This is a genomic window from Candidatus Chryseobacterium colombiense (genome assembly GCA_029203185.1).
Lineage (GTDB): Bacteria > Bacteroidota > Bacteroidia > Flavobacteriales > Weeksellaceae > Chryseobacterium > Chryseobacterium colombiense.
In genome coordinates, this window is the sequence record CP119310.1 from 2799772 (window position 1) to 2824300 (window position 24529).

Annotated in this window: 25 protein-coding genes, 1 tRNA gene and 1 pseudogene; 8 read left to right on the plus strand and 19 right to left on the minus strand. The window is 35.3% G+C overall.

Annotation, left to right across the window (positions count from 1 at the left end):
* Positions 1–45: 45 nt before the first annotated feature.
* The gene (gene rnpA, locus P0Y62_12500) at positions 46–420 is read left to right on the plus strand and encodes a ribonuclease P protein component (GenBank protein ID WEK68670.1); all 375 of its coding nucleotides are present in this window, start codon (positions 46–48) and stop codon (positions 418–420) included.
* 53 nt (positions 421–473) lie between these two features.
* Positions 474–1079: a DUF4126 domain-containing protein gene (locus P0Y62_12505; protein WEK68671.1), complete on the plus strand. Its 606-nt coding sequence runs from the start codon at positions 474–476 to the stop codon at positions 1077–1079.
* Positions 1080–1136: 57 nt separating this feature from the next.
* Here the strand turns inward: P0Y62_12505 and P0Y62_12510 are convergent, their stop codons facing one another.
* The 17 genes from P0Y62_12510 to P0Y62_12590 form a co-directional block, all read right to left on the minus strand.
* Positions 1137–1328 carry a hypothetical protein gene (locus P0Y62_12510; protein ID WEK68672.1) on the minus strand — a complete coding sequence of 64 codons (192 nt, stop codon included), beginning with the start codon at positions 1326–1328 and terminating at the stop codon, positions 1137–1139.
* Between the two features lie 9 nt (positions 1329–1337).
* Entirely contained in the window at positions 1338–3299 is a 1962-nt protein-coding gene (locus P0Y62_12515) for a hypothetical protein (protein WEK68673.1), read from the minus strand.
* 1 nt (position 3300) lies between these two features.
* The gene (gene lptE, locus P0Y62_12520; GenBank protein WEK68674.1) at positions 3301–3807 is read right to left on the minus strand and encodes an LPS assembly lipoprotein LptE; all 507 of its coding nucleotides are present in this window, start codon (positions 3805–3807) and stop codon (positions 3301–3303) included.
* Positions 3808–3838: 31 nt separating this feature from the next.
* On the minus strand, positions 3839–4546 hold the full coding sequence (locus tag P0Y62_12525) for a hypothetical protein (GenBank protein WEK68675.1): 708 nt from the start codon (positions 4544–4546) through the stop codon (positions 3839–3841).
* A 15-nt stretch (positions 4547–4561) separates the two neighbouring features.
* Positions 4562–5854: a sigma-54 dependent transcriptional regulator gene (locus P0Y62_12530; GenBank protein WEK68676.1), complete on the minus strand. Its 1293-nt coding sequence runs from the start codon at positions 5852–5854 to the stop codon at positions 4562–4564.
* A gap of 76 nt (positions 5855–5930) precedes the next feature.
* Positions 5931–6359 carry a hypothetical protein gene (locus P0Y62_12535; protein WEK68677.1) on the minus strand — a complete coding sequence of 143 codons (429 nt, stop codon included), beginning with the start codon at positions 6357–6359 and terminating at the stop codon, positions 5931–5933.
* 60 nt (positions 6360–6419) lie between these two features.
* Complete coding sequence (gene miaB / locus P0Y62_12540; GenBank protein ID WEK68678.1) at positions 6420–7856, minus strand: tRNA (N6-isopentenyl adenosine(37)-C2)-methylthiotransferase MiaB; 1437 nt, start codon at positions 7854–7856, stop codon at positions 6420–6422.
* A gap of 200 nt (positions 7857–8056) precedes the next feature.
* Entirely contained in the window at positions 8057–8473 is a 417-nt protein-coding gene (locus P0Y62_12545; protein ID WEK68679.1) for an energy transducer TonB, read from the minus strand.
* A gap of 4 nt (positions 8474–8477) precedes the next feature.
* On the minus strand, positions 8478–8963 hold the full coding sequence (locus tag P0Y62_12550) for a hypothetical protein (GenBank protein WEK68680.1): 486 nt from the start codon (positions 8961–8963) through the stop codon (positions 8478–8480).
* Between the two features lie 91 nt (positions 8964–9054).
* Complete coding sequence (locus P0Y62_12555) at positions 9055–10290, minus strand: MFS transporter (protein ID WEK68681.1); 1236 nt, start codon at positions 10288–10290, stop codon at positions 9055–9057.
* Positions 10290–12023, minus strand: coding sequence for a thiamine pyrophosphate-binding protein (locus P0Y62_12560; GenBank protein ID WEK68682.1), 1734 nt, complete (start codon positions 12021–12023; stop codon positions 10290–10292). The genes P0Y62_12555 and P0Y62_12560 overlap by 1 nt, the downstream gene beginning before the upstream one ends.
* A gap of 196 nt (positions 12024–12219) precedes the next feature.
* Positions 12220–12633 (minus strand): hypothetical protein, encoded by a 414-nt coding sequence (locus P0Y62_12565; GenBank protein ID WEK68683.1) that lies wholly within the window; start codon positions 12631–12633, stop codon positions 12220–12222.
* Between the two features lie 47 nt (positions 12634–12680).
* Positions 12681–13880, minus strand: a complete 1200-nt coding sequence (gene lysA, locus P0Y62_12570) for a diaminopimelate decarboxylase (protein ID WEK68684.1) — start codon at positions 13878–13880, stop codon at positions 12681–12683.
* 228 nt (positions 13881–14108) lie between these two features.
* Positions 14109–14303 (minus strand): DUF5808 domain-containing protein, encoded by a 195-nt coding sequence (locus P0Y62_12575; GenBank protein WEK68685.1) that lies wholly within the window; start codon positions 14301–14303, stop codon positions 14109–14111.
* Between the two features lie 17 nt (positions 14304–14320).
* Entirely contained in the window at positions 14321–15544 is a 1224-nt protein-coding gene (locus tag P0Y62_12580; protein ID WEK68686.1) for a 3'-5' exonuclease, read from the minus strand.
* A 7-nt stretch (positions 15545–15551) separates the two neighbouring features.
* Complete coding sequence (locus P0Y62_12585) at positions 15552–15902, minus strand: hypothetical protein (GenBank protein WEK68687.1); 351 nt, start codon at positions 15900–15902, stop codon at positions 15552–15554.
* Between the two features lie 44 nt (positions 15903–15946).
* Positions 15947–17473 (minus strand): DUF853 family protein, encoded by a 1527-nt coding sequence (locus P0Y62_12590; protein ID WEK68688.1) that lies wholly within the window; start codon positions 17471–17473, stop codon positions 15947–15949.
* Positions 17474–17606: 133 nt separating this feature from the next.
* Here P0Y62_12590 and P0Y62_12595 point away from each other — a divergent pair, with 133 nt between their 5' ends.
* From P0Y62_12595 to P0Y62_12605, 3 genes and pseudogenes are all read left to right on the plus strand, one after another.
* On the plus strand, positions 17607–18659 hold the full coding sequence (locus P0Y62_12595) for a hypothetical protein (protein ID WEK68689.1): 1053 nt from the start codon (positions 17607–17609) through the stop codon (positions 18657–18659).
* 113 nt (positions 18660–18772) lie between these two features.
* The gene (locus tag P0Y62_12600; protein ID WEK68690.1) at positions 18773–20182 is read left to right on the plus strand and encodes an MBL fold metallo-hydrolase; all 1410 of its coding nucleotides are present in this window, start codon (positions 18773–18775) and stop codon (positions 20180–20182) included.
* A 10-nt stretch (positions 20183–20192) separates the two neighbouring features.
* Positions 20193–20491: pseudogene (locus P0Y62_12605) on the plus strand (thioredoxin family protein).
* A 114-nt stretch (positions 20492–20605) separates the two neighbouring features.
* Here P0Y62_12605 and P0Y62_12610 read toward each other — a convergent pair.
* Together P0Y62_12610 and P0Y62_12615 are read right to left on the minus strand one after the other, a co-directional pair.
* A complete protein-coding gene (locus tag P0Y62_12610) occupies positions 20606–21427 on the minus strand; it encodes a hypothetical protein (GenBank protein ID WEK68691.1) in 822 nt (273 codons plus the stop codon).
* Positions 21428–21532: 105 nt separating this feature from the next.
* Positions 21533–22285 carry a nitrilase family protein gene (locus P0Y62_12615; protein ID WEK68692.1) on the minus strand — a complete coding sequence of 251 codons (753 nt, stop codon included), beginning with the start codon at positions 22283–22285 and terminating at the stop codon, positions 21533–21535.
* A gap of 102 nt (positions 22286–22387) precedes the next feature.
* Here P0Y62_12615 and P0Y62_12620 point away from each other — a divergent pair, with 102 nt between their 5' ends.
* From P0Y62_12620 to P0Y62_12630, 3 genes are all read left to right on the plus strand, one after another.
* Positions 22388–22828, plus strand: coding sequence for a hypothetical protein (locus P0Y62_12620; protein WEK68693.1), 441 nt, complete (start codon positions 22388–22390; stop codon positions 22826–22828).
* Positions 22829–22932: 104 nt separating this feature from the next.
* On the plus strand, positions 22933–24279 hold the full coding sequence (rseP, locus tag P0Y62_12625; GenBank protein ID WEK68694.1) for an RIP metalloprotease RseP: 1347 nt from the start codon (positions 22933–22935) through the stop codon (positions 24277–24279).
* 81 nt (positions 24280–24360) lie between these two features.
* Positions 24361–24434, plus strand: a tRNA-Asn gene (locus tag P0Y62_12630).
* Positions 24435–24529 lie beyond the last annotated feature (95 nt).

Below are 24529 nucleotides of genomic sequence, written 5' to 3' on the forward strand. Positions count from 1 at the left end.
TCGAAGCATTTTAATTTAAAATTCCACTATATTTACAGTCCGTAAATGACAAACTTCAAATATTCCAAAGCCGAAAAACTCAAAAAAGAGACTGAAATTGCTTTACTTTTCGAAAAAGGTAAATGGAAGACATGTGGAAACCTGAGAATCATTGTTCTAAAGGAAAAACCGACAATTCCTATTGAACAGGCAAAATTTGGAGTTTCAGTTTCTAAAAGATATTTCAAAAAAGCGGTTCACAGAAACCGTATAAAAAGACTTTTAAGAGAGGCTTATCGTCTGAATAAAGGGATATTTAAAGAAGCTTTCGGGGAGAAAACTTTTTCCATGCTGTTTTGGGTTTCTTCTGAAATCCCTGCAAAATTTCAGGAAGTAGAGGAACAGTTTATAAAACTTTGTGCGTCTCAAAAAAGGCAATAAATAGTTATCTATTTTTTGTATCTTTAAAAGGAACTATTAATCTGAGAAATAAAATGTTAGATAGTATTCCTTACTTTCCATATATCCTTAGTACATTTATTGGTATTGGTTTGGCTGCGGCAACAGGATTCCGGGTTTTTCTTCCTCTTTTCGCGGTAAGTTTAGCTTCTTATTTTCACTGGATTCCTATGAGCGAAAGTTTTGAATGGTTTGCCGGTCTTCCAACACTCATTACAACAGGTGTGGCAACCGTTTTTGAAATTCTGGCTTACTACATCCCTTTTTTAGACCATCTTCTGGATACGATTTCTATTCCTATGGCTACGATAGCCGGCTCTATTTTATTTGCAAGTCAGTTTGCTGATTTAGGGACATTTCCTCAATGGGCTTTAGCTTTGATTGCGGGTGGAGGAACAGCAGCAACCATTAGTACCGGATTTGCCGGAATTCGGGCTGCTTCTACGGCAACAACCGGGGGATTGGGAAATCCTGTCGTAGGAACCACTGAAACTGCAGGAGCAGGGCTAATGTCTGTTTTAGCAATGGCAGCACCTATTTTTGCAGGCATACTTGCCCTAATTTTTATTTTTATTGCTGTTTCCATAGGAAGAAAAGCCTGGAAAAAACTGAGAAAAAACCAAAATGCTGCTTCAGACTGAAATTTTTTTAACGATATTAAAAAGAATCGGCTGAAAATTAATTTTCAGCCGATTCTTTTATTTTATTTTCTTCACATAATCTCCAAAAACAATCCCAAGAGGACCAAAGACTGGAAATAAAATAAGTGCGAGGTAAGGTAAAATACCCGCCTTATTTTTAAATAGAGTCGAAATCGCTACCGTGTACAATACAATAACTGCAACAGCAAAAAATAGTATTTGATACGGTGTAATCACAAGTAAATTCATACAATAAGTTTAATTTTTACTACGGAAATCCTTAATTTCCTGAATTTTATTTTTAAAATATTCTTCTTTTTCCGGGTTCTTTTTAATCAATATTTCAAATGCTTTTATGGCTTTTGTATAAAGCTTCTGCTCGAAATACAATGTTGCCAGTGTTTCGGTCATTAAATGAGAAATATCGTCATTCTTTTCCTTTACCACATAGCTGCTTTCATCTCTTAACTGACTGATTTTCGGATTATTCTCAATAAAACTCTCAATGGCTTTGGCTTTTATCTCCGTTTTTTCTTTTTCAACCTCTTCGGTTCTATCAATCTTTAACCAACTTTGCCAGGTATTAATAAATCCGGGAACATTACTGTCCAGAAGATTTTTCTTTGGAGCTTCAGGTAAAGCTTCTTCTGTCTTCGCTTCCTGAACTTCCTCTTTTTCTTCTTTACTGTCAAGTTCTTTATCCGGCTGAGCAATCGTCCAGTTTGAGCTAAAGAAAGACACATTCATTACAGGAACATCCTCTTTATTTTCCTCCGCCACTTGCGAAGTTTCCTCTTCTGTTGTAAGCTCTTCTACAGGCTCTTCTTTGTGCTCAGGAATATCGCTAACGATTTGGGAAGCTTCTTCTTTAGGTAAAATCTCTTCCTGTTGCAGTATTTCTTCTTGAGGAGTCTCTATTTTCGGACTTGTAACTTCCACAGGTTTGCTAAGTAAAGAATCCGGAAGGTTTGATTCAAAAGACATCGGTTTCCATGAAGATTTTACTTCTACCTGCGGTTCTTCCAATGGCTTTTCTTCAATATTTTCTTTTTCCGGTTCTGCATCAACAACTTCAGGTTTAACCTCTGCAATTATATTTTCCTCTTTAACTTCCTCTTTAGTTTGAGGAACTGCTGCTATGACTTCAAAACTTTGAGTCTCCGCAAAGCTGATTTCGTGACCACCGTTTTCAGGCTCCTCTTCTTTTATTTTTTCAGAAGCTGCCTTTTCTTTCATTTTTTTCTCAACTTCTTCTATCAGACGGCGCATTTCATCCTCATGTTTATGGAGATTGGGTTGAGAAACTTCTGTAATGATCTCTTCAGAATTGTTTGCCTGAATTTTCACTTCCGGCAAGAAAGATTCCATCCCATGGAAACTCAGTTCTTCTTTATCCTGAATATTTTCTTTTTCTGTAGAGATTCTATCCTCATCGATAATCTTTTCAGGCGTAAAATCTGAAACTTCGATCGCTTTATCTTCTTCTTTTACTTCCGCCTCTTCAACAACTCCTTCCAATTCTTCATTAGATTCGATCGGAGCATCTGGCTGTAAAGTTTCTATTTCATGGAAGCTTACTTCCTGTTCTTCCAGAATTTCTTCTTTTACTGGCTCAGATCCAATTTTTTCTTCTTCAATAACTGTTTCCGGTGCAGATTCTTTAATTTCTTCAAAAACTTCATGATTTGACGTATTCAAAGACTCCGGAGACAGAGTAATCGTATGTATATTTTCTTCCGTAAGGAAATTTTCTTCTCCTTCGAATAAAATCCGGTTCTTTTCTCCGTTTACATAAACGTAAGTAGCCTCTTGTCCAGCTGATTGAAAATCACATGAAACTCTATTATCAGTTAGTCCATTTTCATTTTCTCTTCTTAAAGGAAAACTGCTGTTTTGATAAAAATTCTGTTTAGGAGCTTCTTTCTGATCTGCTTCTGCTTTATTTTCCTGAACAATTTTCTCTTGAATCTTCGGTTTAGGCTTCTGTTGTATTTTACCATTGATAAGCTGGTAAAGAATCTTTTTATCTGTGGTATATGCAGCCGTAGTGGAAAGTTCTTTCTGATAGTTCTCTTTTTCGTACAGATGCACTCCATACAAATGCAATGCTCTGATATTCTGAACATAAGGAAAAGCATCAATCTCCCCTCTCAAAAGATGTACATCTTCCGGCTGAATGTTTTTCGGATTTTTTAATAGCTCTAAAACTCTAGGATTCATCTTACCAGTTTGCTACAATATCGTTAAATATTTTATTAATAATTCTTTCGTTGACAATTTTTACCTGAGAGGCTTCTATATCACTTTGAGATAAATTACTGTTGAAGGTAGCTTCATCTGAATATGTTCTGTCAAAACTCAATTCAGGATGCAATTTGTTTTCGTAATGAACTTTTACAGTGATGGTCAATTTATTCTGTGAATCCTGAATAACTCCTGCGCTAGTTGTAGAAGTGGTTGAGCTAATCGTAGTGGGATTAATTGCATAATCCGTAATTTCTCCTTCTACTAAAATATCAGGGCTTTGCTTAGTTCCTTTTAACGTTGTTCTTTGTAAAAACCTGTTTTGAATTTCTGTAGAAAACTGTTGTGATAACGCAGGGTTTACTAGCGCCGCATTGTTTGGAAATTCATTAATCTGAATGGTTTTCTCATCTTTAAGAGACGAACCCGAAAAAGTGTAACAGGAATTCAGCACCGTTAAACAAAGAGCCAGAAGTCCAATCATTTTGGGCCGATTTATTTTGATATTTTTTATTTTAAAATTCATTTTTAGATCCAATTTCTGTAATTTCATCATGCTCAATTTGTTGAATAGCATCTTCATAGGCAAAATAATTAGCAGCATACATAAATGGAATGGTAATAAAAATACCAATACCACAAGCTAGGATGCCAATCTGAGATAAAATACCTACAACAATTGCAAAGAGTAAAATTGACCACAAATTACCTTTAGTCATTGCTGTTGAAATATTCCAAACTGTTTTTATATCCGTAATTCCTTTAAAGCTAATTAATGGAATAATGTAAAACCCTCTCAACAAGAAATAATATAATGCTATAATCATTAAAAACATATAAGGAAACATAAAAATCATTACTCCTGCACTTGGCTCACCATTTTCATTCGACATCAATCCTCCCAGAACAGCCAAAATCATTATTGGAATATACATAACAATGACTCCTGCAATAATAATTAGCTGCAAAACAAAATAGGGCATAAAGTCTTTGAAATCAAATATTTCCCCAGAACTTGTTGGTTGATTCCTATTTAGCTTTTGAAGATATTTATACAAATTCCCTGCTGCCAAAAGTCCGCAGAAAGGAATAATTGACATAATAAAGCACATTAAAAATCCCACAAAAACATTTCCAAAGTCTTTCTTTAAAAGATCAATTCCTTTGTTAATGTATTCTCCGAACTTAAAATTGATTGGTTTAGGCACTAAGTTTATATTCATTTCTTGTGTTTGATGTTAATCTTCTAAATTATATTGTTTTATTTTTCTATATAAAGTTCTTTGCGAAATTCCCAGTTCGTCTGCCGCTTTGTTTCTTCGCCCGTTATGCTTCTCCAATGCTTTAACAATCAAATCTTTTTCATTATTTTGAAGTGATAAAGATTCGGGTTTATTCTCTTCAATCTCTATATCTTCAAAATCTTCAAAGTGATCATCAGGACTCGAGATAATGGTTGGATTTTGAATGTGCTGGTTATTATTATTCTGGTTTTCAAAATACAATAAAGAATTCGGCGCTACACTCTGCTGATTCTCAGGAGTATAAATTCTGTTGATCAAGTTTTTTTCATGATTGCTTAAATCTGCAGCTCCCCGGTTCTTTATTAATTCCGAAGTTAAGGATTTTAAATCATTTATATCATTTCGCATATCAAAGAGAATTTTATACATAATCTCTCTTTCACTGCTGAAGTCACTTTGTTTCTGAGTATTCGGCTGATTGACAACCATTGGCAAATGCGCATCCATAGGAATATATTCCGCCAATTTCTCTACCGTAATATGTCTGTCTCTTTCCACTACCGTCATTTGCTCCACCAGATTTCTCAACTGTCGGATATTACCCGGAAATGTATAATTTTCAATATAATGAACAGCGCTGGGTTCAAGTTCCAACTCTGGCATTCTGTATTTCTCTGCAAAATCTATTGCAAACTTTCTGAACAGCAAATGAATATCTCCTTTTCTTTCTCTCAAAGCAGGCATATCAATCTGTACAGTATTCAGACGGTAATATAAGTCTTCACGGAATCTTCCGTCCTGAATGGCCTTCATCATATTGACGTTGGTTGCAGCAACAATTCTTACATTCGTTTTCTGAACCTGTGAAGAACCCACTTTCATGAATTCACCGCTTTCTAAGACTCTCAGCAAACGAACCTGGGTCTGCAATGGCAACTCTCCTACCTCATCAAGAAAAATTGTTCCTCCGTCTGCTACTTCAAAATATCCTTTTCTTGTTGCTGTTGCTCCTGTAAAAGCTCCTTTCTCATGCCCGAATAATTCGGAATCAATCGTTCCTTCAGGAATTGCTCCACAGTTGACGACAATATAAGGCTGATGTTTTCTTTTTGATTCTGAATGAATGATTTTAGGAATAAATTCTTTTCCCACCCCACTTTCTCCAATCACAAGGACTGAAATATCTGTAGGAGCAACCTGAATAGCTTTTTCCAAAGCACGATTTAAAGCCGGGAAGTTTCCGATGATCCCGAAACGGTTTTTTATATTTTGTAACTCGTTACTCATAAGTAAATTTTAGATTGTTGATTTAAATTTGATCTACAGTCTGTAGATATAGAATTGGTTTAAAATGGATTAAATTTTAACCTATCAAATTCAAATCATCTTTGTTTCTAATCTTTGTAACTTTAGCTTTAAAATATAGAGTTTCAGCAAAGAGATTTTCTTTGCTGTTTTTCTCGAAGTTTTTCAGAAGCTTATCGTGTTTTTCCTTTTCAGAAAAATTGGTTTCTGCTTTATTTTTATAAAATTGGCTCTGCTGACTTTTAATGAAAAATCTCCCAAAAGCATCAGCAATATTCTGCTTATAATGAATCGCAAAATTCTGCCCAGGTTTTTCTTTGATGCAAAACTTCTGTGAAGCTTCACATTCATGGTTTAAAAATTGGCTGTAAATTTCATAAAACCCACACTCATCTGCTTCCGCAGAACCATTGCTGATCTGTGCTGAAATATTACTACAAATTATCACCAATAAAACACTGAGGCAATATTTCTGAAATTTTTCCATTGTCTGAGTTCTAAAAGTTAATAATGATAATAATTTGTTTACTATAATTTCCGGGAAAGATTATTTCACAGTTTCCCCCAAAAGTGTGCCCTGTGTATTGTCAAATACAAAAACATCCACAATGTCACCAATTTTCTGACCTTCCAGCATATCGAATACACAAACCGCATTCTGGGAATTCCTTCCTTTCCACTGGCTTTTATTCTTTTTAGAAATCCCTTCAATTAAAATTTGATGCGTTTTTCCTACGTAAGACTTCATTCTTTTTCTTGACAATTCTCCCTGTAAAGCAATGACTTCAGCCAAACGTCTTTGTTTAACGTCAGCAGGAATATTATCCTCCATTTTCTTATGAGCCGGAGTTCCAGGTCTCTCTGAGTAAGCGAACATATAACCGTAATCATATTCTACTTCTTTCATAAGGCTCAAAGTATCCTGATGATCTTCTTCAGTTTCGTTACAGAAGCCAACGATCATATCCTGGGAAAATGCCACTTCCGGAACAATTTCTTTAGCGTTTTTAATTAACTCCAAATATTCTTCACGGGTATGTTGTCTATTCATGGCTTCCAGCATATTGTTACTTCCGCTCTGAACCGGTAAATGAACATATTTACAGATATTGTCATGCTTCGCCATCATTTTGAAAACATCAAGACTCATATCCTGAGGATTTGACGTTGAGAATCTGATTCTCATTTCAGGAACAGCTTTAGCGACTAAATCAAGCAATTGTGCAAAGTTCACCGCCGTTGCCTTCTGCATCTCTGATGCTTTGGCAAAATCTTTTTTAGGCCCGCCTCCATACCAAAGATAAGAGTCCACGTTTTGACCTAGTAATGTAATTTCTTTGTAACCGTTGTTCCAAAGATCTTTACATTCATCCAAAATAGAATGGGGATCACGGCTTCTCTCTCTTCCTCTTGTAAACGGAACCACACAGAATGTACACATATTATCACAACCTCTCGTAATGGTAACGAAAGCTGTAACTCCATTCCCTCCTAAACGAACCGGATTGATATCCGCGTATGTCTCTTCTTTTGAAAGAATCACATTGATGGCATCTCTACCATCTTCTGTTTCTTTCAATAAATTGGGTAAATCCCTGTATGCATCAGGACCCACCACAAGGTCAACCAATTGCTCTTCTTCTAAGAATTTGGTTTTCAGTCTTTCGGCCATGCATCCAAGAACACCTACCGTCATATTCGGCTTTTCTTTCTTAAGATTTTTGAATTGAGAGAGACGCATCCTCACCGTTTGCTCCGCTTTTTCACGGATTGAGCATGTATTTAAAAGAATAAGATCCGCTTCTTCTACTTTCAGAGTGGTGTTATACCCTTGTTCGTTAAGAATGGATGCAACAATTTCGGAATCAGAGAAATTCATCTGACAACCATAACTCTCCAAGAATAATTTCTTAGAGTTCCCATCTCGTTCAGCAATGGCAAAAGCCTCTCCTTGTTTTGTTTCGTCTATATATTTTTCTTGCACAACTGTCTGTTTAAGGTTCAATATTTAAAGTTCAAGGTTTTCCGACTTGATTTTTTAAACGCTGAACTTTTGAATTAATTTGCAAAGATACAAAATATTGTGACAGAATGTCAGCGCATTATTTTAAAATTAAAAAGACCAAGAAATTCATTTAAAGCCCTAAAAAACAATAGGATTGCCCATAAATGAAAAGTAGTATTTTAATCACCGTGATCAAAGTGATCTGTACTAAAGTTGATTTTTATTATTTTTTTAGAAATTACCGGCTGACCATGCTGTATTGCGGGCTTCCATTTCTTTTTTACTTTCTTAATAGCAAATTCCATGTCTTCAATAAACATTTCACTATTTTTCACTTTGGGTAAAACATCAAGATTACCAATTTTACCATCCGGATTTACATCAAAAACGAAAACAAATTTTCCATTTACAGCATATTTTTGCAAATCGATGTAAGAATGAATCATTTTCAAGAATTCATCAACAAAAGCCGAATCTCCACCCGGAAATTCAGCATTTTGTGAGGTTGTTATATTTTCTTTCTGAGTTTGAGTTTCTTGAGCATATCCTTTAAAGCCGATAAAGAATAAAAATAAGGTTATAATAGTTTTTTTCATAGAATTACATATCCGCAGACATCGATGAGAAAGTCATCTTAAGTTTCATTTCAGATTTTATAGGCTGTCCGTTGCAGGTAGCCGGAGTCCAGTTTTTTTTAATCCTTCTTACTACATATTGCATATCATCAAAGAAAACTTCACTGTTCAATACTTTCGGATCTCCGGAAATATCGATCACTTTCCCTTTAGCATCAATGGTTAAAGTAAAGGTAAACTCTCCAGACAGCGTATAGAATTCAGAATTGAGATAGGTATACATATATTTTTTAAGCACTTCTTTGTAAGCTGTAGCTCCACCTTCATAACTGGCCGCTTTAAAATCATTACAGTTCTTTGCCGCAATCTGCAAAAAAGGTTCTTTAATATCTATTTTTAAAAGATTCTTGTTGTTTTCTACAATAAAAGAATCATCTCTATCTTCGAGATCTGTTTGTGCAAAGCTAAAGTTTGCTACAAAAAGCCCTATAAATAATGCTATTGCTTTCATAAGTATCTTTTTTAGATTATTAATTAGAACTACCAAAATTACACCAAAAAAAGGAATTTCACTACAAAACGAAATTCCTTTTAATATTTGATTAAAGACTTGTTTGAGCTTTACTTCCAGTTTCTTTTAACATTAATGCAACAAGTATTGCCAGGACAATTCCTGAAATCCAAAATAGCACAGAATGCTGAAAATGTAAATCACCGGAAGAAAGTTCCAGGCTTTTTCCAAACCATCTGCTGAAAACAGGACTCAATAAGGTTGTAACCCCGAAAGTAATAAAGTTAATTGCTCCCGTTGCACTTCCTTTTACAAAATCCGGATTGGTTTCTTTAATGACAGAATAAGGGATCATTGCCGCTCCAGAACCAAGCCCGAAAATAAACATGCTTATTTTTGCAGGATATAAATCCGGAAGATAAATTAATTGCAACAAACTTATAATCATTAGGACAGCCCCTCCAATCAATACAGGCTTTCTTCGCCCTATCTTATCAGTAATAAAACCTAAAAGCGGACAGCCAAAAACCCATCCGAAAGCAACCATAGCACTGGTAATTGCCGCATCATGAAATACGAAACCTTTGTCTTTTTGGAAAAAAGCAACCGCCCAAGTCATCGCAAAAATAGTCGTCGGAGCAAATAATAACCCTGAAATAATTCCACATAACCAGGATTGAGGATTTTTGAAAACAATTTTATACGGCTCCAGATAACCAACAGGCTTCAATTCATTTTCCGAAGATTCTTCCGATTTGCCTTCTTTGGGAATTACGAAAAACAGACAGAATGCAGTAATGATCGTAATAATACCGGACCAAAGCCAGAAAGTATCAATATTCACTCCTTCTTCTACCCACGGACCCACCACAAACTGTCCAGCTGTTCCTCCCAACATTCCGATGCATTGAGTAACTCCAATGGCAGTAGCCAAAGATTTTGACGAAAATCCTTTACTCGCAAGATAAACACAACCAGGAAAGGCAAAAGCACAACCTGCACCCTGCAACAATCTTCCGGAAACACCGGCAACCTGACTGGAAATCAAGAACAATAAACAACCCATTCCAAGAATTAAAGCTCCTATAAAAAGAGATCTTTTTCCCCCGAATTTATCTAAAGCAATTCCGGCAATTAAACTACACGTGGAATAGGTATAATAATACGTTCCCACCATACTGATAAGCTTAAGCTCAGTGGTATTGAAGTTACTGACCAATTCAGGGATCATTACTGCCGGAGCCGATCTGATCACGTAATCCAGAAAGTAAAAGACAAGCCCGAAAAGCCAGGCTATGACATAATATTTCTTTAAAGATGCACTCATTACAGCAATCCTTTAATATGTTTATAATTTGTTTTGACGGTATCCAATGCTTCCTCCATCTTTCCTCCCAACATTAGCTGCGCCATGGATTTGGTCATTCCCAATACCTGTTCGAATTCAATTTTAGGAGGTAAAGCCAGCGCATTAGGATTGGTGAAAATATTAAGCAAATAAGGACCGTTGTACTCCAGACATTCTTTGATAGCCGCTTCAACTTCTTCCGGTTTATGAACATTTTTCCCCGGATATCCCATTGCCTGAGCAATCATTCCAAAATCAGGGTTGATCATATCCGTCTCGTTATCCGGCATTCCTCCTACTTCCATTTCCAGTTTTACCATTCCCAGTGCCCTGTTGTTGAACACGATCAGTTTTACAGGTAATTTATATTGAAAAATAGTTGCCATATCTCCTAACAACATAGATAAGCCACCGTCACCGCACATTGCAATAACCTGTTTTCCGGGATGGGCTAAAGAAGCCCCGATTGCCATTGGCATAGCATTCGCCATAGAACCGTGATTGAATGAGCCCAACATTTGCCTTTCTCCTGTTCCGGTAATATATCTTGCTCCCCAAACACAGCACATTCCTGTATCTACAGTGAAAATAGCATCTCTTTTAGCCAATTGATCCAAAGTATGGGCTACAAACTCCGGCTGAATCGCATTTTCTTTTCCGGAGTCTTTTACATAGGTCAATTGGGTTTCTTTTACTTTTTCATAAAATTCCAATTGTTGATTTAAGAAATGAACATCCGTTTTTTCTTTTAATAATGGTAATAAAGCTTTAATGGTCTCTTTTATATCACCTGCCAATCCCAATTCCAGTTTTGCCCTTCTTCCCAATCTTTCCGGACTTTCATCAATCTGAACGATTTTATTTTTAACAGGCATAAATTTTTGATACGGAAAATCTGTCCCTAAGAGAATGAGCAAATCTGCTTCGTGCATAGCGTGATAAGCAGAAGGCAGTCCCAAAAGGCCAGTTAACCCGACTTCATTAGGATTATTAGGTTGAATAGCCATTTTCCCACGGAAAGAATAGCCGACAGGAGCCTTCAAGTATTTTGATAATTCAACTACTTCTGCATTGGCATTTTCAGCCCCAATTCCACAATAGATGGTCACTTTTTCGCTTTCATTAATTAGACCAGCCAATTGATTCAGTTCTTCATCAGACGGTCGGATAATCGGATTGGTTTTAAAAACTTTATTGGATGTTGTTGCTTCTTCCGCATTCAATTCAGAAACATCTCCCGGCAGACCAATTACAGCCACTCCTTTTTTGGAAATCGCATGCTGAATTGCAGTCTGAACAGTTCTCTGAACCTGCTCCGGCCTTGTAATCATCTGATTATAATGGCTGCAGTCATCGAATAATTTTATGGTATTTGTTTCCTGAAAATAATCCATTCCCATTTCATCACTTGGAATACTGGAAGCAATAACCAGCATCGGAACATGAGAACGGTGAGCTTCATACACTCCATTGATCAAATGAACGTGTCCCGGTCCGCAACTTCCGGCACAAACCGCAAAACCATCGAGTTCAGCTTCTGCAGCAGCTGCGTATGCTCCGGCTTCTTCATGCCGCACATGAATCCATTCGATGCTGCTTTTCTTTACGGCAATATTTAAATGATTAAGACTGTCGCCTGTTACTGCATAAATTCTTTTCACATTGGCATTTTCGAGCATTTCAACAATTTGCTCTGCGATGTTTTTAGCCATAATAATATGTTTTGGTGTTATATTTATTTAAAGAAAACGGCTGTGAATATGGATCGGAAACGCTTTATTATTTAGCCTCTATCAAATTTAGGGAATAATAAATATTTTAAAGATTCTTTAATATTAAAATTCGCTTATAAATAATAAAAAAAAGACCCTGCACAAAGCAAAGTCTTTTTTTTATTTTTAAAATAACTTATCTGTTATTGGCTGTAAGATTTATTCTTTCATCAAAAGATCTATAATCTCTTGAAAAACTTAATCCGACAGAAATATTTTCTTTTTGTCCTGATGCAAATTTATTTTTCATTCTTAAAAAATCTCTTTTCACTTCTTTTGCAAAAGTTAAGTCAGAAACTTCCGGAGAAATTTTAACATCTGAAATCGCCCCATTTTTATCAACCGAAAAATCAAGCTTAAAATCTCCCAAAACCTGATAGTCATTTGCTGTATATTGTAGATTCCCGGCCAAATTTTGCTTAAACTCATCTAACCCGTTGGGATAAACTTTTTCAATCTGATTCTTATCAGCTTTGATCACTATTCTTGTTTGTTGGGAAAAGGCAAAGGCGAAACTTACAATTGCCAGCACCGAAAGTATTTTTTTCATAAAGCGTACTATTTTGTTTTATAAAGATACTTCCTTTCACTGAAGAATTATAATACTTCAATCTGATTTCTCAACAAATCTTCAAATTCATCTCTTTTTCTGATCAAATGGGCTTTCCCATCTAAGAAAAGAACTTCAGCAGGCTTTAATCTTGAATTGAAGTTTGAACTCATCTCGAAACCATAAGCTCCCGCATTCTGGAAAACCAGAATATCACCTTCTCTTACTTCATTCAGCTTTCTGTCCCAGGCAAAAGTATCTGTTTCGCAAATGTTTCCAACTACCGTATAGATTCTTTCCGCTCCCTTTGGATTAGACAGGTTTTCAATAACGTGGTAAGAATCATAGAACATTGGGCGGATCAGGTGATTGAAACCAGAATTTACTCCAACAAAAACCGTAGCGGTGGTTTGTTTAATTACATTCGCTTTTACTAATAAATATCCGCTTTTTCCAACCAGGAATTTCCCAGGTTCAAACCATAATTCGAATTTTTTACCCGTTGATTTTGAAAATTCAGAGATTACTTTTTCCACTTTTTTACCCAATGTTTTCACATCGGTTTCTTCTTCAGTATCCTGATAAGGAATTTTAAATCCGCTTCCCATATCGAGATATTTCAGATTCGGAAAATGTTCAGAAAGCTCAAGCATGATATCTAAAGCCTGCAGGAAAACATCCGGATCTTTAATTTCACTTCCCGTATGCATATGAAGACCTTCTACGTTCAGGTTGGTAGATTTCATCACTCTTTCGATGTGACGAACCTGATGAATAGAAATACCGAATTTACTGTCGATATGTCCTGTAGAAATTTTATAGTTTCCCCCTGCAAAAATATGGGGATTGATTCTTACTAAAATCGGATAGGTATTTCCGTATTTGTTCCCAAACTGCTCAAGAATAGAGATATTATCAATATTGATATGCACTCCGAAAGTCATCGCCTCTTCAATCTCCGCCAAATCTACACAGTTAGGTGTAAATAATATTTTTTCTTTCGTAAACCCTGCCTTTAAACCGAGTTTCACTTCATTAATTGATACGCAATCCAAAGAAGCCCCTAAGTTCTTCACATATTTAAGAATATTAATGTTGGTCAATGCCTTCGCTGCGTAGAAGAACTTTGTGTGTTTTAAAAAAGAAGATGTAAGTTTTTCATATTGATTTTTAATAGATTCAGCATCGTAAACATACACCGGGGTGCCAAACTCATTGGCAATCTTTAATAATTCTTTTGGATTCATAATTTCATTTTAACATAAAAAAAGGCAGATTCTTCGAAAAGAGTCTGCCGCAATGATTATTTTTTATGCAAGACAACTCCTTAAATATTCCAAACCTTAGAGAACTTTACAGTTCCCTTCTTTCCAGTTTTAGTTTGTTTAAAATTTTGCATTGCTTTTACTTACTTTTTTGCAAAAATACTATTTATTTTGATAAAATTGACCCGAATTCTTATAAAATGCAAATCTCTACTTATTCAAAAGGAGGGAAATAACACCGATTATAACCAAGATCAATAAAAATGCTGAAATAGATAATGGATTGGCAAAATTTATCGTCCAGCCATATCCAAACCTTTTCGGAGGAAAAATTCTCTTATCTTCTTTATTGTAATAAAAAAGACCGAACTTCCAGTGAGAAGATTCTTTATCTTCATTATTCACAACTTTCTAATTTTAAATTATTTCGGCAAAGGTAATGTTTCGAAATCACCCCGAAGCAAAGCCAATTGCAGCTCATTGATAAGATCAGCTGTTGGTAACAATAAATCGATCTTAAGCTTCGAGATTTTACTCATGGTCTGAATCTGCGTAAACAATTCATAGAAGCCATAGGAAACAGGTTTTCCGTTTTCTATGATAAGGAATAATTTTTCTCCTAGTTTTCTCCCGCTTCCCAACCACAGCTCACTTCTTTTTTTGAAATCAATTTTCTTCTTAAGATTTTCAGCAATACTATACTCATCAATTGCATTAATGAACTGCATTGCTTTTGAACCCTGTGTGAAAGACCTGAATTTCAAAATCGGTTTTTCAACTTTGTTTAGTTTATTCTTTTCAACCACATACTTATCATTTCTGCAGTACAATCCGAACGGAAGCGGATCTCTTTTCTTGACTCCTTTAGAGTTCAAAAGCAGCTTAGCAATAATATCCGTCCCGGTAAGCTCATAATTAATCTGCTCCACTTCATTTTGAATGGACTCCCATTTTTTTGACTTGGAGTTAAAGACCTTCTTCGAAAATTTATTGATATCCTGCACATGATCTGAAAAAATAATTTTACCCCCTTCATTCTGAAAGTAAACAAAGCCTTTTTCGTTAGGAAGATCCTGAGTCAGTTCCTTTATTTTATTGATGTAAGTTTTAGCATTTGTCTCGTCGTGCTGTTTCTGAATAATTTCATTTTCAGTATCTTTTGAAACTAAAAGCTTAAATAATTCCAGCGTTGCTCTTGCATCTCCTTCTGCTCTGTGATGATTCGTCAAAGGAATGCCAAGAGATTTTACAAGTTTTCCGAGAGAATAGCTGACTTCGTCCGGTATCAGTTTTTTCGCCAATGGAATGGTATCCAGCGTATTGATTTTAAAATCATATCCCAGTCTCTGAAAAGACTGACGCAGCATTCTGTAATCAAAATCGATATTATGACCTACCAATGTTGTATTTTTAGTAATTTCAACAATTCTCCGGGCTATTTCATGAAATTTCGGAGCTGTTTTAACCATTTTCGGAGTAATACTGGTCAATTTCTGTACAAAAGGAGTAATATCACTTTCCGGATTTACCAATGAAATAAACTGGTCTACAATCTTCTGGCCATCATACCTGTAAACAGCAATATCTATAATGCATTCTTTTCTGTAACCTGCACCATTACTCTCTATGTCAATAATTGAATACATTTAAATTTTATACAACTTCTTTTTTAAGATTAATTTTAATAATACCCGTCATCAAAAGGCCAAATCCTATTGATAATAAGCTAACTACATAACCCATGCCATACATCCAAAAAGACTCCGGGTTATTGTGCTGAATTCCTTTCACATTGGAAACAAAAACAGCGAAGAATATATAAAAGCCTATCAACGAAACAGATCCGCCAAAAAATTTATACATCCATTGCCTATTAATAAACAAAGGTAATCCTGCTAAAATAACAAAAATTACATCAATAAACCTAAAACCCACATGAATACTGTCCATAATTAAATTAAAGACAGCCAATCCTACAAAGAAAAATGCTGTTAACTTCTGCATATATATTTGTTTTTAAAGGTGATAACAATGTATTTGCAATACTACTATCTTCTTCTTCCCCCAAGTCCTAACATTCCCAAGATCGCTTTTGCTCCTTCTCTCAGCAAAGTATTCGTAAAAGTTCTTCCCTGCCTGCTATTCAGAACCTGTTCAAACATTCCCGGTTCTTCTTTTACCGGTTTCGTTTTCTGGGTCGGAGCTGCATTTTGCGCCGCCTGTTCCATTCTGGTCACCAACATTTCATACGCAGATTCACTGTTGATCGCATTTTGATATTTCGCAACTAATGCCGAATTATTGGTCAGCTCAGAAATTTCTGCATCATTCAGAACATCCATTCTTGATTCAGGAGAAATTAAATAGGTATGAACCAAAGGTGTAGGAATTCCTTTTTCATCCAGAGCCGTCACAAAAGCTTCTCCAATTCCTAAATTTTGGATCAGTGTTGCAGCATCATAGAATTCCGTCGTCGGATAATTTTCTACTGCCTTTGAAATCTCCTTTTTATCTTTGGCCGTAAAGCCTCTCAGTGCATGTTGGATTTTTAATCCTAACTGTGAAAGAACCGCTTCCGGAACATCTCCCGGAATCTGGGTAATAAAGTAAATCCCGACTCCTTTTGAACGAATCAGTTTTACCATAGTTTCTATCTGCGATACTAATGCTTTTGAGGATTCATCAAAAATAAGATGGGCTTCATCTATAAAAAGAACCAATTTTGGTCTCCCGCTATCTCCTTCTTCTGGAAAGGTCATATAAATTTCCGCAAATAACGAAAGCATGAAAGTTGAAAACAGTTGTGGTTTACTCTGAATATCAACAACCCTCAAAATATTAACAACACCTTTTCCGTCTCTGGTTTGTAATAAATCATGAACATCGAAACTTAACTCTCCAAAGAAACTTGAAGCTCCCTGCTGTTCCAAAGCAACAATGGACCTTAAAATTGCGCCTAAAGAAGCCGGAGCAATCGAGCCATAATTAGCAGCCAATTCGGCTTTACCCTGCGCATTATCTGTTACATACTGCAGTACTTTTTTCAAATCATCAAGGTCAATCAAAGGCAATCCTTTGTCATCACAATATTTGAAGACTATTGCCATGATACTCTGCTGCGTATCATTCAGTTGAAGGATTTTACTTAATAAAACGGGACCAAATTCGGTCACCGTAGCTCTTAACTTCACTCCCCTTTCTCCGGAAATCGTCATCAGCTCAACCGGAAAAGCTTGTGGATTGTAAGGAAGCTGAGTTTTTGCATACCTCTCCTGAATTGCAGGATTTTCCGTTCCTGCTTCTGCAATTCCTGAAAAGTCTCCTTTAATATCCAATACTAAAGAAGGAATTCCCTGATGAGAAAGCTGCTCTGCAAAAACCTGCAGAGTTTTGGTTTTTCCTGTCCCTGTTGCTCCTGCAATAAGACCGTGTCGGTTAATTGTTTTCAGAGGAATGGTAACATTTACTTCGGGAATCACTTCTCCGTCCAACATTCCTTTTCCTAATATGATGTGTTCCCCTTTCGGAGTATATCTTGCATTTTGTTCTTCAATAAATTGTGCCTTGTCTGCCATTTGATCTTTTTTATCTTATAAATATAAAATTTTTTAGAAAATATCCATTCACCAAAGAAATAATATTAACTGAGTTCTATTATTAATTTTTATAGATATTTTTGTACAATATCATTAACACCAAAATTTAGTCATGAAGAAAAGTTTATTGTTGATTTTTTATTTCATTTTCACAAGTATTTTTTCTCAAAACAGAAAACAGCCTGTCGATTTAAAAATAAAAGGAGATTATACTCATCTTGCAACAAAGACTGTTTTCCCTGAGCTTTGGTTAGGGTTTCAAAGAGAAGCTATTTTTTCTTATGACATGAAAAACCTTCATATTGCAGTTAGTTATGTTCAGCAAACCTCTAAAAAAAGCAAAACTGTTCTTACGATTTATCTTTACCCTAAGGAATACATAGACAATCAAATTCTAAGGGATGAATTTGATTCTTACAGTTACACGCTTAACCGGAATTCGAATACCAATGTTGAAACAAAACCATCCTTTGCTAATCTTTCCAATGATAGTCTGAAAGTAAGCAATATCTATTCAGTGTTTAATAATGCCATGGGACAACCAGATTTTTTCAAAGGTGTAAAATATGTCAACAAAAGTTCTCTCCTTTCAATTTATGAATGTGGAGGATGGACTTTTAAAATAAGAGCATCAAGTGATGAAATGGGTCACAATCAATTAGAAGAATTAAAAAATAAAGTTGAAAATTATTTTGGTGTCTTGAATGTTGCTTCGATTAAAACTTTACCTCTTAACGATGCTCCTGACATCATCCTATCTGCTTCTGTAAAGAGAGATTCGATGATGATGTATGCAACTTCTGAAGCTGCAAAATCAAAAATTTCATGGTTATCACAACATTTGGAGAAAAAAGAACTCTTAACCGGTTTTCATGATATGAAAATTGATTCTGAAATATATTCAATTGAAAAAATGATTTCTTATTATAAAGCCCATGAAAAAGACTGGCCAATTAATCGTGATACGAAAAAATACTTTGATGAAATGATAAAAATTGCAGAAAACGGAAGGCTAAAAGATCATATTTACGAAAAATTTCATGGTCTGATTGATTATCCCGAAGGTGAATCAAGAAAAGAAGATTATGTTCAATTTAAAATTGATAAAAATATTTCTGAAGATACAAACGAAATTTTCTACAAAATTTTCTTTAAGTTAGAATAAGTGACACTTTATAGATTTATTCTATCGATACAGATTCTTTATTTTAGCTTGTTTTTAAAAAAATAAAGCCGATTTTTGTACTTAAATAAACATTAAAGCTTTACAATCAAGAAATGAAAGTTGAACAAATATATACAGGATGCCTGGCTCAGGGTGCATATTATATTGTATCTGAAAATGAAGCAGCAATTATTGACCCGCTGAGAGAGATAAAGCCTTATCTTGACCGCTTGGAAAAAGACGGTGTAACTTTAAAATATATTTTTGAAACTCACTTCCACGCAGATTTTGTCTCGGGACATTTGGATTTAAGCAAAAACACCGGGGCTTCTATTGTATATGGACCTACTGCACAACCTCATTTTGAAACCATTATAGCCGAGGATAATCAAATTTTTGAAATCGGAAAAATTAAAATAAAAGCACTTCACACTCCTGGTCACACGATGGAAAGTACAACTTACCTTCTAATTGACGAAAACGGGGTGGAAACAGCAATTTTTACTGGAGACACTTTATTTTTAGGAGATGTGGGAAGACCGGATCTTGCTCAAAAAGCGGGAAGTGTTACCCAAGAGGATCTTGCAGGAATTTTATATGATAGTCTGCAGACGAAAATCATGCCTTTGGATGACAGCATTACGGTTTACCCGGCTCATGGTGCCGGTTCTGCCTGCGGAAAAAATATGCAGAAAGAGACTGTTGATATTTTAGGAAATCAAAAAAGGACCAATTACGCTCTTAATCAACCGGATAAAGAATCTTTCATCAGAGAAGTTTTAGATGGATTAACTGCTCCGCCAAAATATTTCGGAATGAATGTCGCCATGAATAAAGGAGGCTATGAAAGCTTCGAAACAGTTATGGACAAAGGCTTAACACCTGTTTTCGTGGAAGATTTTGAATCTTTTGCAGAAGAAACAGGCGCTTTGATATTAGACACAAGAAATGCAGCAGATTTCCACAAAGGCTTTATTCCAAACTCCATCAATATTGGCTTGAAAGGCGATTTTGCTCCTTGGGTGGGAACTTTAATCGTTGATGTAAAGCACCCCATATTATTAGTTTGTGAAGAAGGAACAGAAGAGGAAGCTATTACCAGATTAAGCAGAGTTGGATTTGATCATGTTGTAGGATATTTAAAAGGAGGATTTGAAGCATGGAAAAATGCAGGAAAGGAAACTGACGAAGTAAAAAGAATCTCTCCTTCCGAATTTGCAGAGGCATTCAATGCAGATTCTAAAGTAATCGATGTAAGAAAACTGACAGAATATTCTGCTGAACATATTGACAATGCCTACAACAAACCATTAGACACAATCAGCGACTGGATTACGTCCATTGATGATTCTGAGCATTTCTTCCTCCACTGTGCAGGAGGCTACAGAAGTATGATCGCCGCAAGCATCCTTAATTCACATGGAATCAGAAATTTCACGGAAATAGAAGGAGGCTTTAACGGCATTAAAAAAACAGAAAAATTTCCGACAACAGATTTTATTTGTCAGTCGAAAACGTTATAAAAAAACAACTATGTCACAAAAATTTCAGGAAATCATAGATTCTGAAAGACCTGTATTAATTGATTTTTCGCAACATGGTGCCAACCGTGTAAAGTACAGTCTTCAGTTTTAAATACAGTAAAAGAGAATGTAGGGGAAAATGCAAGAATTATCAAGGTAGATGTGGATCAGTATCCTGCTCTTGCAGCCCAGTACGGAGTTCGTGGCGTTCCGACTTTAGCGATCTTTAAAAAAGGAGAGATGCTATGGAAGGAAAGCGGCGTTCATGATGTTAATACCTTAACGCAACTTTTAAAACAATATGCATAAAACTGTGAAAAATCACAGTTTTTTTTATTTTTAGTTCCCATAGATTTCACCGAAGACCTAGAGCAGCTCTGTTTCAATCAGTGAAATCTATGGGAAATTTTTTACAAATTATTTTTAAGGGCAGCTTTTTTCATACTCCTTTATGATTCCGATATAAATTTCCGCCTGTCTGCTTTGTATTTTATTAGCAACCACATAAAACAATTTTCTAAATTGCTCTCTATCTTTCCTTAATTCCTTTTCTGTGCTTTTATATATCTCCTGATACTCTTTCTGCAAAGTTTTATCAAGCTGCTTATCTTGCATCATTTCTTTATCAAATGTATCTAGATATTGATTAAAGGAAGAACAATCTTTGCCTATCACCCTAAACGCATCGACAATATTCGCAATAGACGATCCCATTTTAGAATTAAACTGGCTTTTCGTTTTTACAGCTAAAACAGCAAATGAATCATCACTTTTCTTAATATAGAAATTGGAGTGGGTATAATAACAGGCATACAAACCTATACATTCAAACACATTTGAACCATAAAGCTTTATTTTACCATCATACAACAAAAATTCAAAAGTATCTGCCGTATCGTCAGAAAGATTCCCTTTCTTATCTAACGTTTTTACTTTAATCTTTTCCTGAATATTTACAATATCCTCACCGTTATAATAAATGACTTTTTTGACATCTTTAGAGCTAATTTCATGTTTTTTTTGATCTTCTAAAGTCCTATACTGAAAACCGGAAATCCTGTTATTCAAAATAATTTGTCCGAGATTAATAGTTTTAGTTACTGTACCAAAAAGATGTGCTTTAAAAGAAGTTCCGTCTTCCAATTGAAATTCTACAAGATCATTTTGTTCATTAGCGTCTTTTTCCTGCGCACTCATCACTAAACTCAAAATGCAAAAAAGTGTAAAAAGTATTTTTCTCATCATATAATTTATATTTTTATCCCCTAAAAATATAAAAAATCACAATTAGTACGAGAAAAATATAAAATCATCAGAAAAAGCATTTAAAATCCATCAATCTTTTTCACTTTAATCTAACATTTTAAAAGAATCACGATCATTTAAAAACTGAAAATAATTTCTAAAATCCTTTAATTCTTCTATATTTAAATGAGCAGAAACAATATTTCCTTGTTTTTGAGAAATTTCTTTGCCGTCTGCAAAAAAACAGTGTGAACTTTCCTGATACAGCAAATTATTCCCGTCTGTTCCGATTCGGTTTAATCCAAAGACAAAAGATAAATTTTCAATTGCTCTCGCTTTCAATAAATGCTCCCAGGCTCCTACTCTTTTTTCAGGCCAGTTGGCAACATATAAAATGGCATCATAATCATCATTATTTCTTGCAAAAACAGGAAAACGAAGATCATAACAAACCTGCAACAGAATCCTGAAACCTTTGTAGTCAACAATTACCCGTTCTTTTCCCGGAGTATATACTTTATCTTCTCCAGAAAAAGAAAATAAATGCCTTTTATCATAGAAATCAACCTGAGAATTCGTCTGCACAAAATACATCCTGTTGTAAAATTTCCCGTTGTCTTCCACAGGAGCACTTCCACAAAAAGCAGCATTTTTTTCTTTAGACATTTTCTTTAAAAACTCTAAAGATTCCTGATTTCTGTCTGAAACTTCGGATGCATCCATACAAAATCCCGTCGAAAACATTTCCGGAAGTAGAAATAAATCTGCTTCCTGATTTTGTAATTCTTTTTCTATTTGTTGAAAGTTTCCTGTTTTATCTTTCCAGATGATATCTAAATTCAGTCCTGTGATCTTCATAAACTTTGTTAAAAAACTTCAATAAAAATACGATTTTTCAATGATTTCGGTTCTATTTTTGATACGGATTGTTTTTAATAATACTATAAAATTGTAAAATTTATGAAGAAATTGGTTTTTATGTTCGCGCTGATCTTTGCAGGAGCAACAGCCAACGCACAGGCATGGACAGGAAAGGGAGATCAGAAAATCAACGCAGGTTTGAGTGCTTGGGGATATGGAACGGGGATTACCGGAACTTACGATTACGGTTTAAATAATTTAATCTCGATAGGAGCCGGGCTTAACGGTTATTTTGATAATTATAAAGATAATAATAACGACAATAATGTATTTATCTTCGGAAGACTGAATTTTCATTTGAAAGACGCTTTACAATTACCTGAAAAACTGGATATCTATCCTGGTGTGGATGTAGGTGTTTTAGGAAAAGACTTCGGAATTGGAGCTCACATTGGTGCAAGATACTTTTTCACTGAAAGAATCGGAGTCTTTGCAGAAATCGGAAACAATGGCAGTCTGGGAGTTTCCATTAATTTATAAGAAATCATCACATTATATGACAAAGCTTCTCGTTTCGGGGAGCTTTTTTATTTGGCATAGTTTTGATAATTGTTACCTTTGCAAATTAAACTTAAAAAGCATTAATGGAAATAGCAATCAAACTGTTTCAATTTATATTGAGCATTTCTATCTTGGTAATCCTTCACGAACTTGGGCATTTTTTACCCGCAAAATGGTTTAAAACCAAAGTTGAAAAATTCTATCTTTTCTTCGATCCGTGGTTCTCTATTGCTAAGAAAAAAATTGGTGAAACCGAATATGGTATCGGATGGCTTCCTTTCGGAGGATATGTAAAAATCGCCGGAATGGTAGATGAAAGCATGGATACCGAGCAATTGAAGCAACCTGCACAGCCTTGGGAATTCAGAGCAAAACCGGCTTGGCAAAGATTAATTATCATGTTGGGCGGGGTTACGGTAAACTTTTTCCTGGCTTGGCTTATTTATGGATGTCTATCCTTCTTCAACGGAGAAACGACTTTTGACACTACGAAGGTTGAGACCCCGATGCATTATACCAATGTTGCAAAAGCAATGGGCTTCAAGGATGGTGATAAGATCCTGAAAGTTGACGGAAAAACTCAGAATAATTTAGATAAACTATCACTGGATATTTTGTTAAGTGATCAGGTTACTGTTTTAAGAGATGGAAAAGAAACCACTTTTAATACTAATGACGATGGAAAAGCTCTTGCCTTTAAAGATGAGAACCCTAAAGGATTTCTTACACCAAGATATGCCGCTGTCATTGACACGATTATCAATCCTAAAACGGCTGAAGCAGGATTAAAAGTTGGCGACCAGGTAGTTTCTGCAAACGGGCAGAAGATCAACTATTATGATGAATTTCAGGCAGCAGTTGGAAAAAGCGCTGGAAAGCCAATTAATATTGAAGTCCTAAGAAACGGGGCAGTACAGCCATTAAGCATTCCTGTTTCAAAAGAAGGAACAATCGGCATTGCCTCTTACAAGCAACTGGAAAAATATGCCAATACTCAACACTTCACATTTGGTCAATCAATCGGAAGAGGATTTACAAGAAGTATTGAAAGTTTGACTTATCAGGTGAAACAGTTCAAATTGATCTTCAACAAAAAAGTACAGGGATATAAAAAAGTAGGAGGACCTCTTGCTATCATTAAAAACATGCCTATTGACCAATCGAAAGACGGAAGTATCTCGATCAACTGGACTGCATTCTGGAGTTTTACGGCAATGTTTTCAGTTTGGTTAGCATTTTTGAACCTAATTCCTATCCCGGGATTGGATGGTGGACACGTTATTTTCACATTATACGAAATGATTGTTGGAAAACCTGTTCCTCAAAAAGTATTGGAAAATGCACAAATGGTAGGCGTTATCTTCCTGTTAGGCTTAATGTTACTGATTTTCGGAAGCGATATCTTCAAAGCGATAACCGGAAACTTATAATATTTTTAAAATTTTTTGATAAAAATATTTGTAGGGTATAAATATTCGTCCTATATTTGCACCACTTAAAACAAAGGACATTCCTCCTTAGCTCAGTTGGTTAGAGCATCTGACTGTTAATCAGAGGGTCGCTGGTTCGAGCCCAGCAGGAGGAGCTAAAAAGACTTACAGAAATGTAGGTCTTTTTTTATTCCCTTTTCTAATTTTCAATACAAATTTACATGATCTTAATTTACTGAAAAATAATTGA

What these genes read in the sequence shown, in the direction of transcription:
- rnpA (WEK68670.1), top strand. Translation starts at nt 46, where the DNA reads ATGACAAACTTCAAATATTCCAAAGCCGAAAAACTCAAAAAAGAGACT.
- P0Y62_12505 (WEK68671.1), top strand. Translation starts at nt 474, where the DNA reads ATGTTAGATAGTATTCCTTACTTTCCATATATCCTTAGTACATTTATT.
- P0Y62_12510 (WEK68672.1), bottom strand. Translation starts at nt 1,328, where the DNA reads ATGAATTTACTTGTGATTACACCGTATCAAATACTATTTTTTGCTGTT.
- P0Y62_12515 (WEK68673.1), bottom strand. Translation starts at nt 3,299, where the DNA reads ATGAATCCTAGAGTTTTAGAGCTATTAAAAAATCCGAAAAACATTCAG.
- lptE (WEK68674.1), bottom strand. Translation starts at nt 3,807, where the DNA reads ATGATTGGACTTCTGGCTCTTTGTTTAACGGTGCTGAATTCCTGTTAC.
- P0Y62_12525 (WEK68675.1), bottom strand. Translation starts at nt 4,546, where the DNA reads ATGAATATAAACTTAGTGCCTAAACCAATCAATTTTAAGTTCGGAGAA.
- P0Y62_12530 (WEK68676.1), bottom strand. Translation starts at nt 5,854, where the DNA reads ATGAGTAACGAGTTACAAAATATAAAAAACCGTTTCGGGATCATCGGA.
- P0Y62_12535 (WEK68677.1), bottom strand. Translation starts at nt 6,359, where the DNA reads ATGGAAAAATTTCAGAAATATTGCCTCAGTGTTTTATTGGTGATAATT.
- P0Y62_12545 (WEK68679.1), bottom strand. Translation starts at nt 8,473, where the DNA reads ATGAAAAAAACTATTATAACCTTATTTTTATTCTTTATCGGCTTTAAA.
- P0Y62_12550 (WEK68680.1), bottom strand. Translation starts at nt 8,963, where the DNA reads ATGAAAGCAATAGCATTATTTATAGGGCTTTTTGTAGCAAACTTTAGC.
- P0Y62_12555 (WEK68681.1), bottom strand. Translation starts at nt 10,290, where the DNA reads ATGAGTGCATCTTTAAAGAAATATTATGTCATAGCCTGGCTTTTCGGG.
- P0Y62_12560 (WEK68682.1), bottom strand. Translation starts at nt 12,023, where the DNA reads ATGGCTAAAAACATCGCAGAGCAAATTGTTGAAATGCTCGAAAATGCC.
- P0Y62_12565 (WEK68683.1), bottom strand. Translation starts at nt 12,633, where the DNA reads ATGAAAAAAATACTTTCGGTGCTGGCAATTGTAAGTTTCGCCTTTGCC.
- lysA (WEK68684.1), bottom strand. Translation starts at nt 13,880, where the DNA reads ATGAATCCAAAAGAATTATTAAAGATTGCCAATGAGTTTGGCACCCCG.
- P0Y62_12580 (WEK68686.1), bottom strand. Translation starts at nt 15,544, where the DNA reads ATGTATTCAATTATTGACATAGAGAGTAATGGTGCAGGTTACAGAAAA.
- P0Y62_12585 (WEK68687.1), bottom strand. Translation starts at nt 15,902, where the DNA reads ATGCAGAAGTTAACAGCATTTTTCTTTGTAGGATTGGCTGTCTTTAAT.
- P0Y62_12590 (WEK68688.1), bottom strand. Translation starts at nt 17,473, where the DNA reads ATGGCAGACAAGGCACAATTTATTGAAGAACAAAATGCAAGATATACT.
- P0Y62_12595 (WEK68689.1), top strand. Translation starts at nt 17,607, where the DNA reads ATGAAGAAAAGTTTATTGTTGATTTTTTATTTCATTTTCACAAGTATT.
- P0Y62_12600 (WEK68690.1), top strand. Translation starts at nt 18,773, where the DNA reads ATGAAAGTTGAACAAATATATACAGGATGCCTGGCTCAGGGTGCATAT.
- P0Y62_12610 (WEK68691.1), bottom strand. Translation starts at nt 21,427, where the DNA reads ATGATGAGAAAAATACTTTTTACACTTTTTTGCATTTTGAGTTTAGTG.
- P0Y62_12615 (WEK68692.1), bottom strand. Translation starts at nt 22,285, where the DNA reads ATGAAGATCACAGGACTGAATTTAGATATCATCTGGAAAGATAAAACA.
- P0Y62_12620 (WEK68693.1), top strand. Translation starts at nt 22,388, where the DNA reads ATGAAGAAATTGGTTTTTATGTTCGCGCTGATCTTTGCAGGAGCAACA.
- rseP (WEK68694.1), top strand. Translation starts at nt 22,933, where the DNA reads ATGGAAATAGCAATCAAACTGTTTCAATTTATATTGAGCATTTCTATC.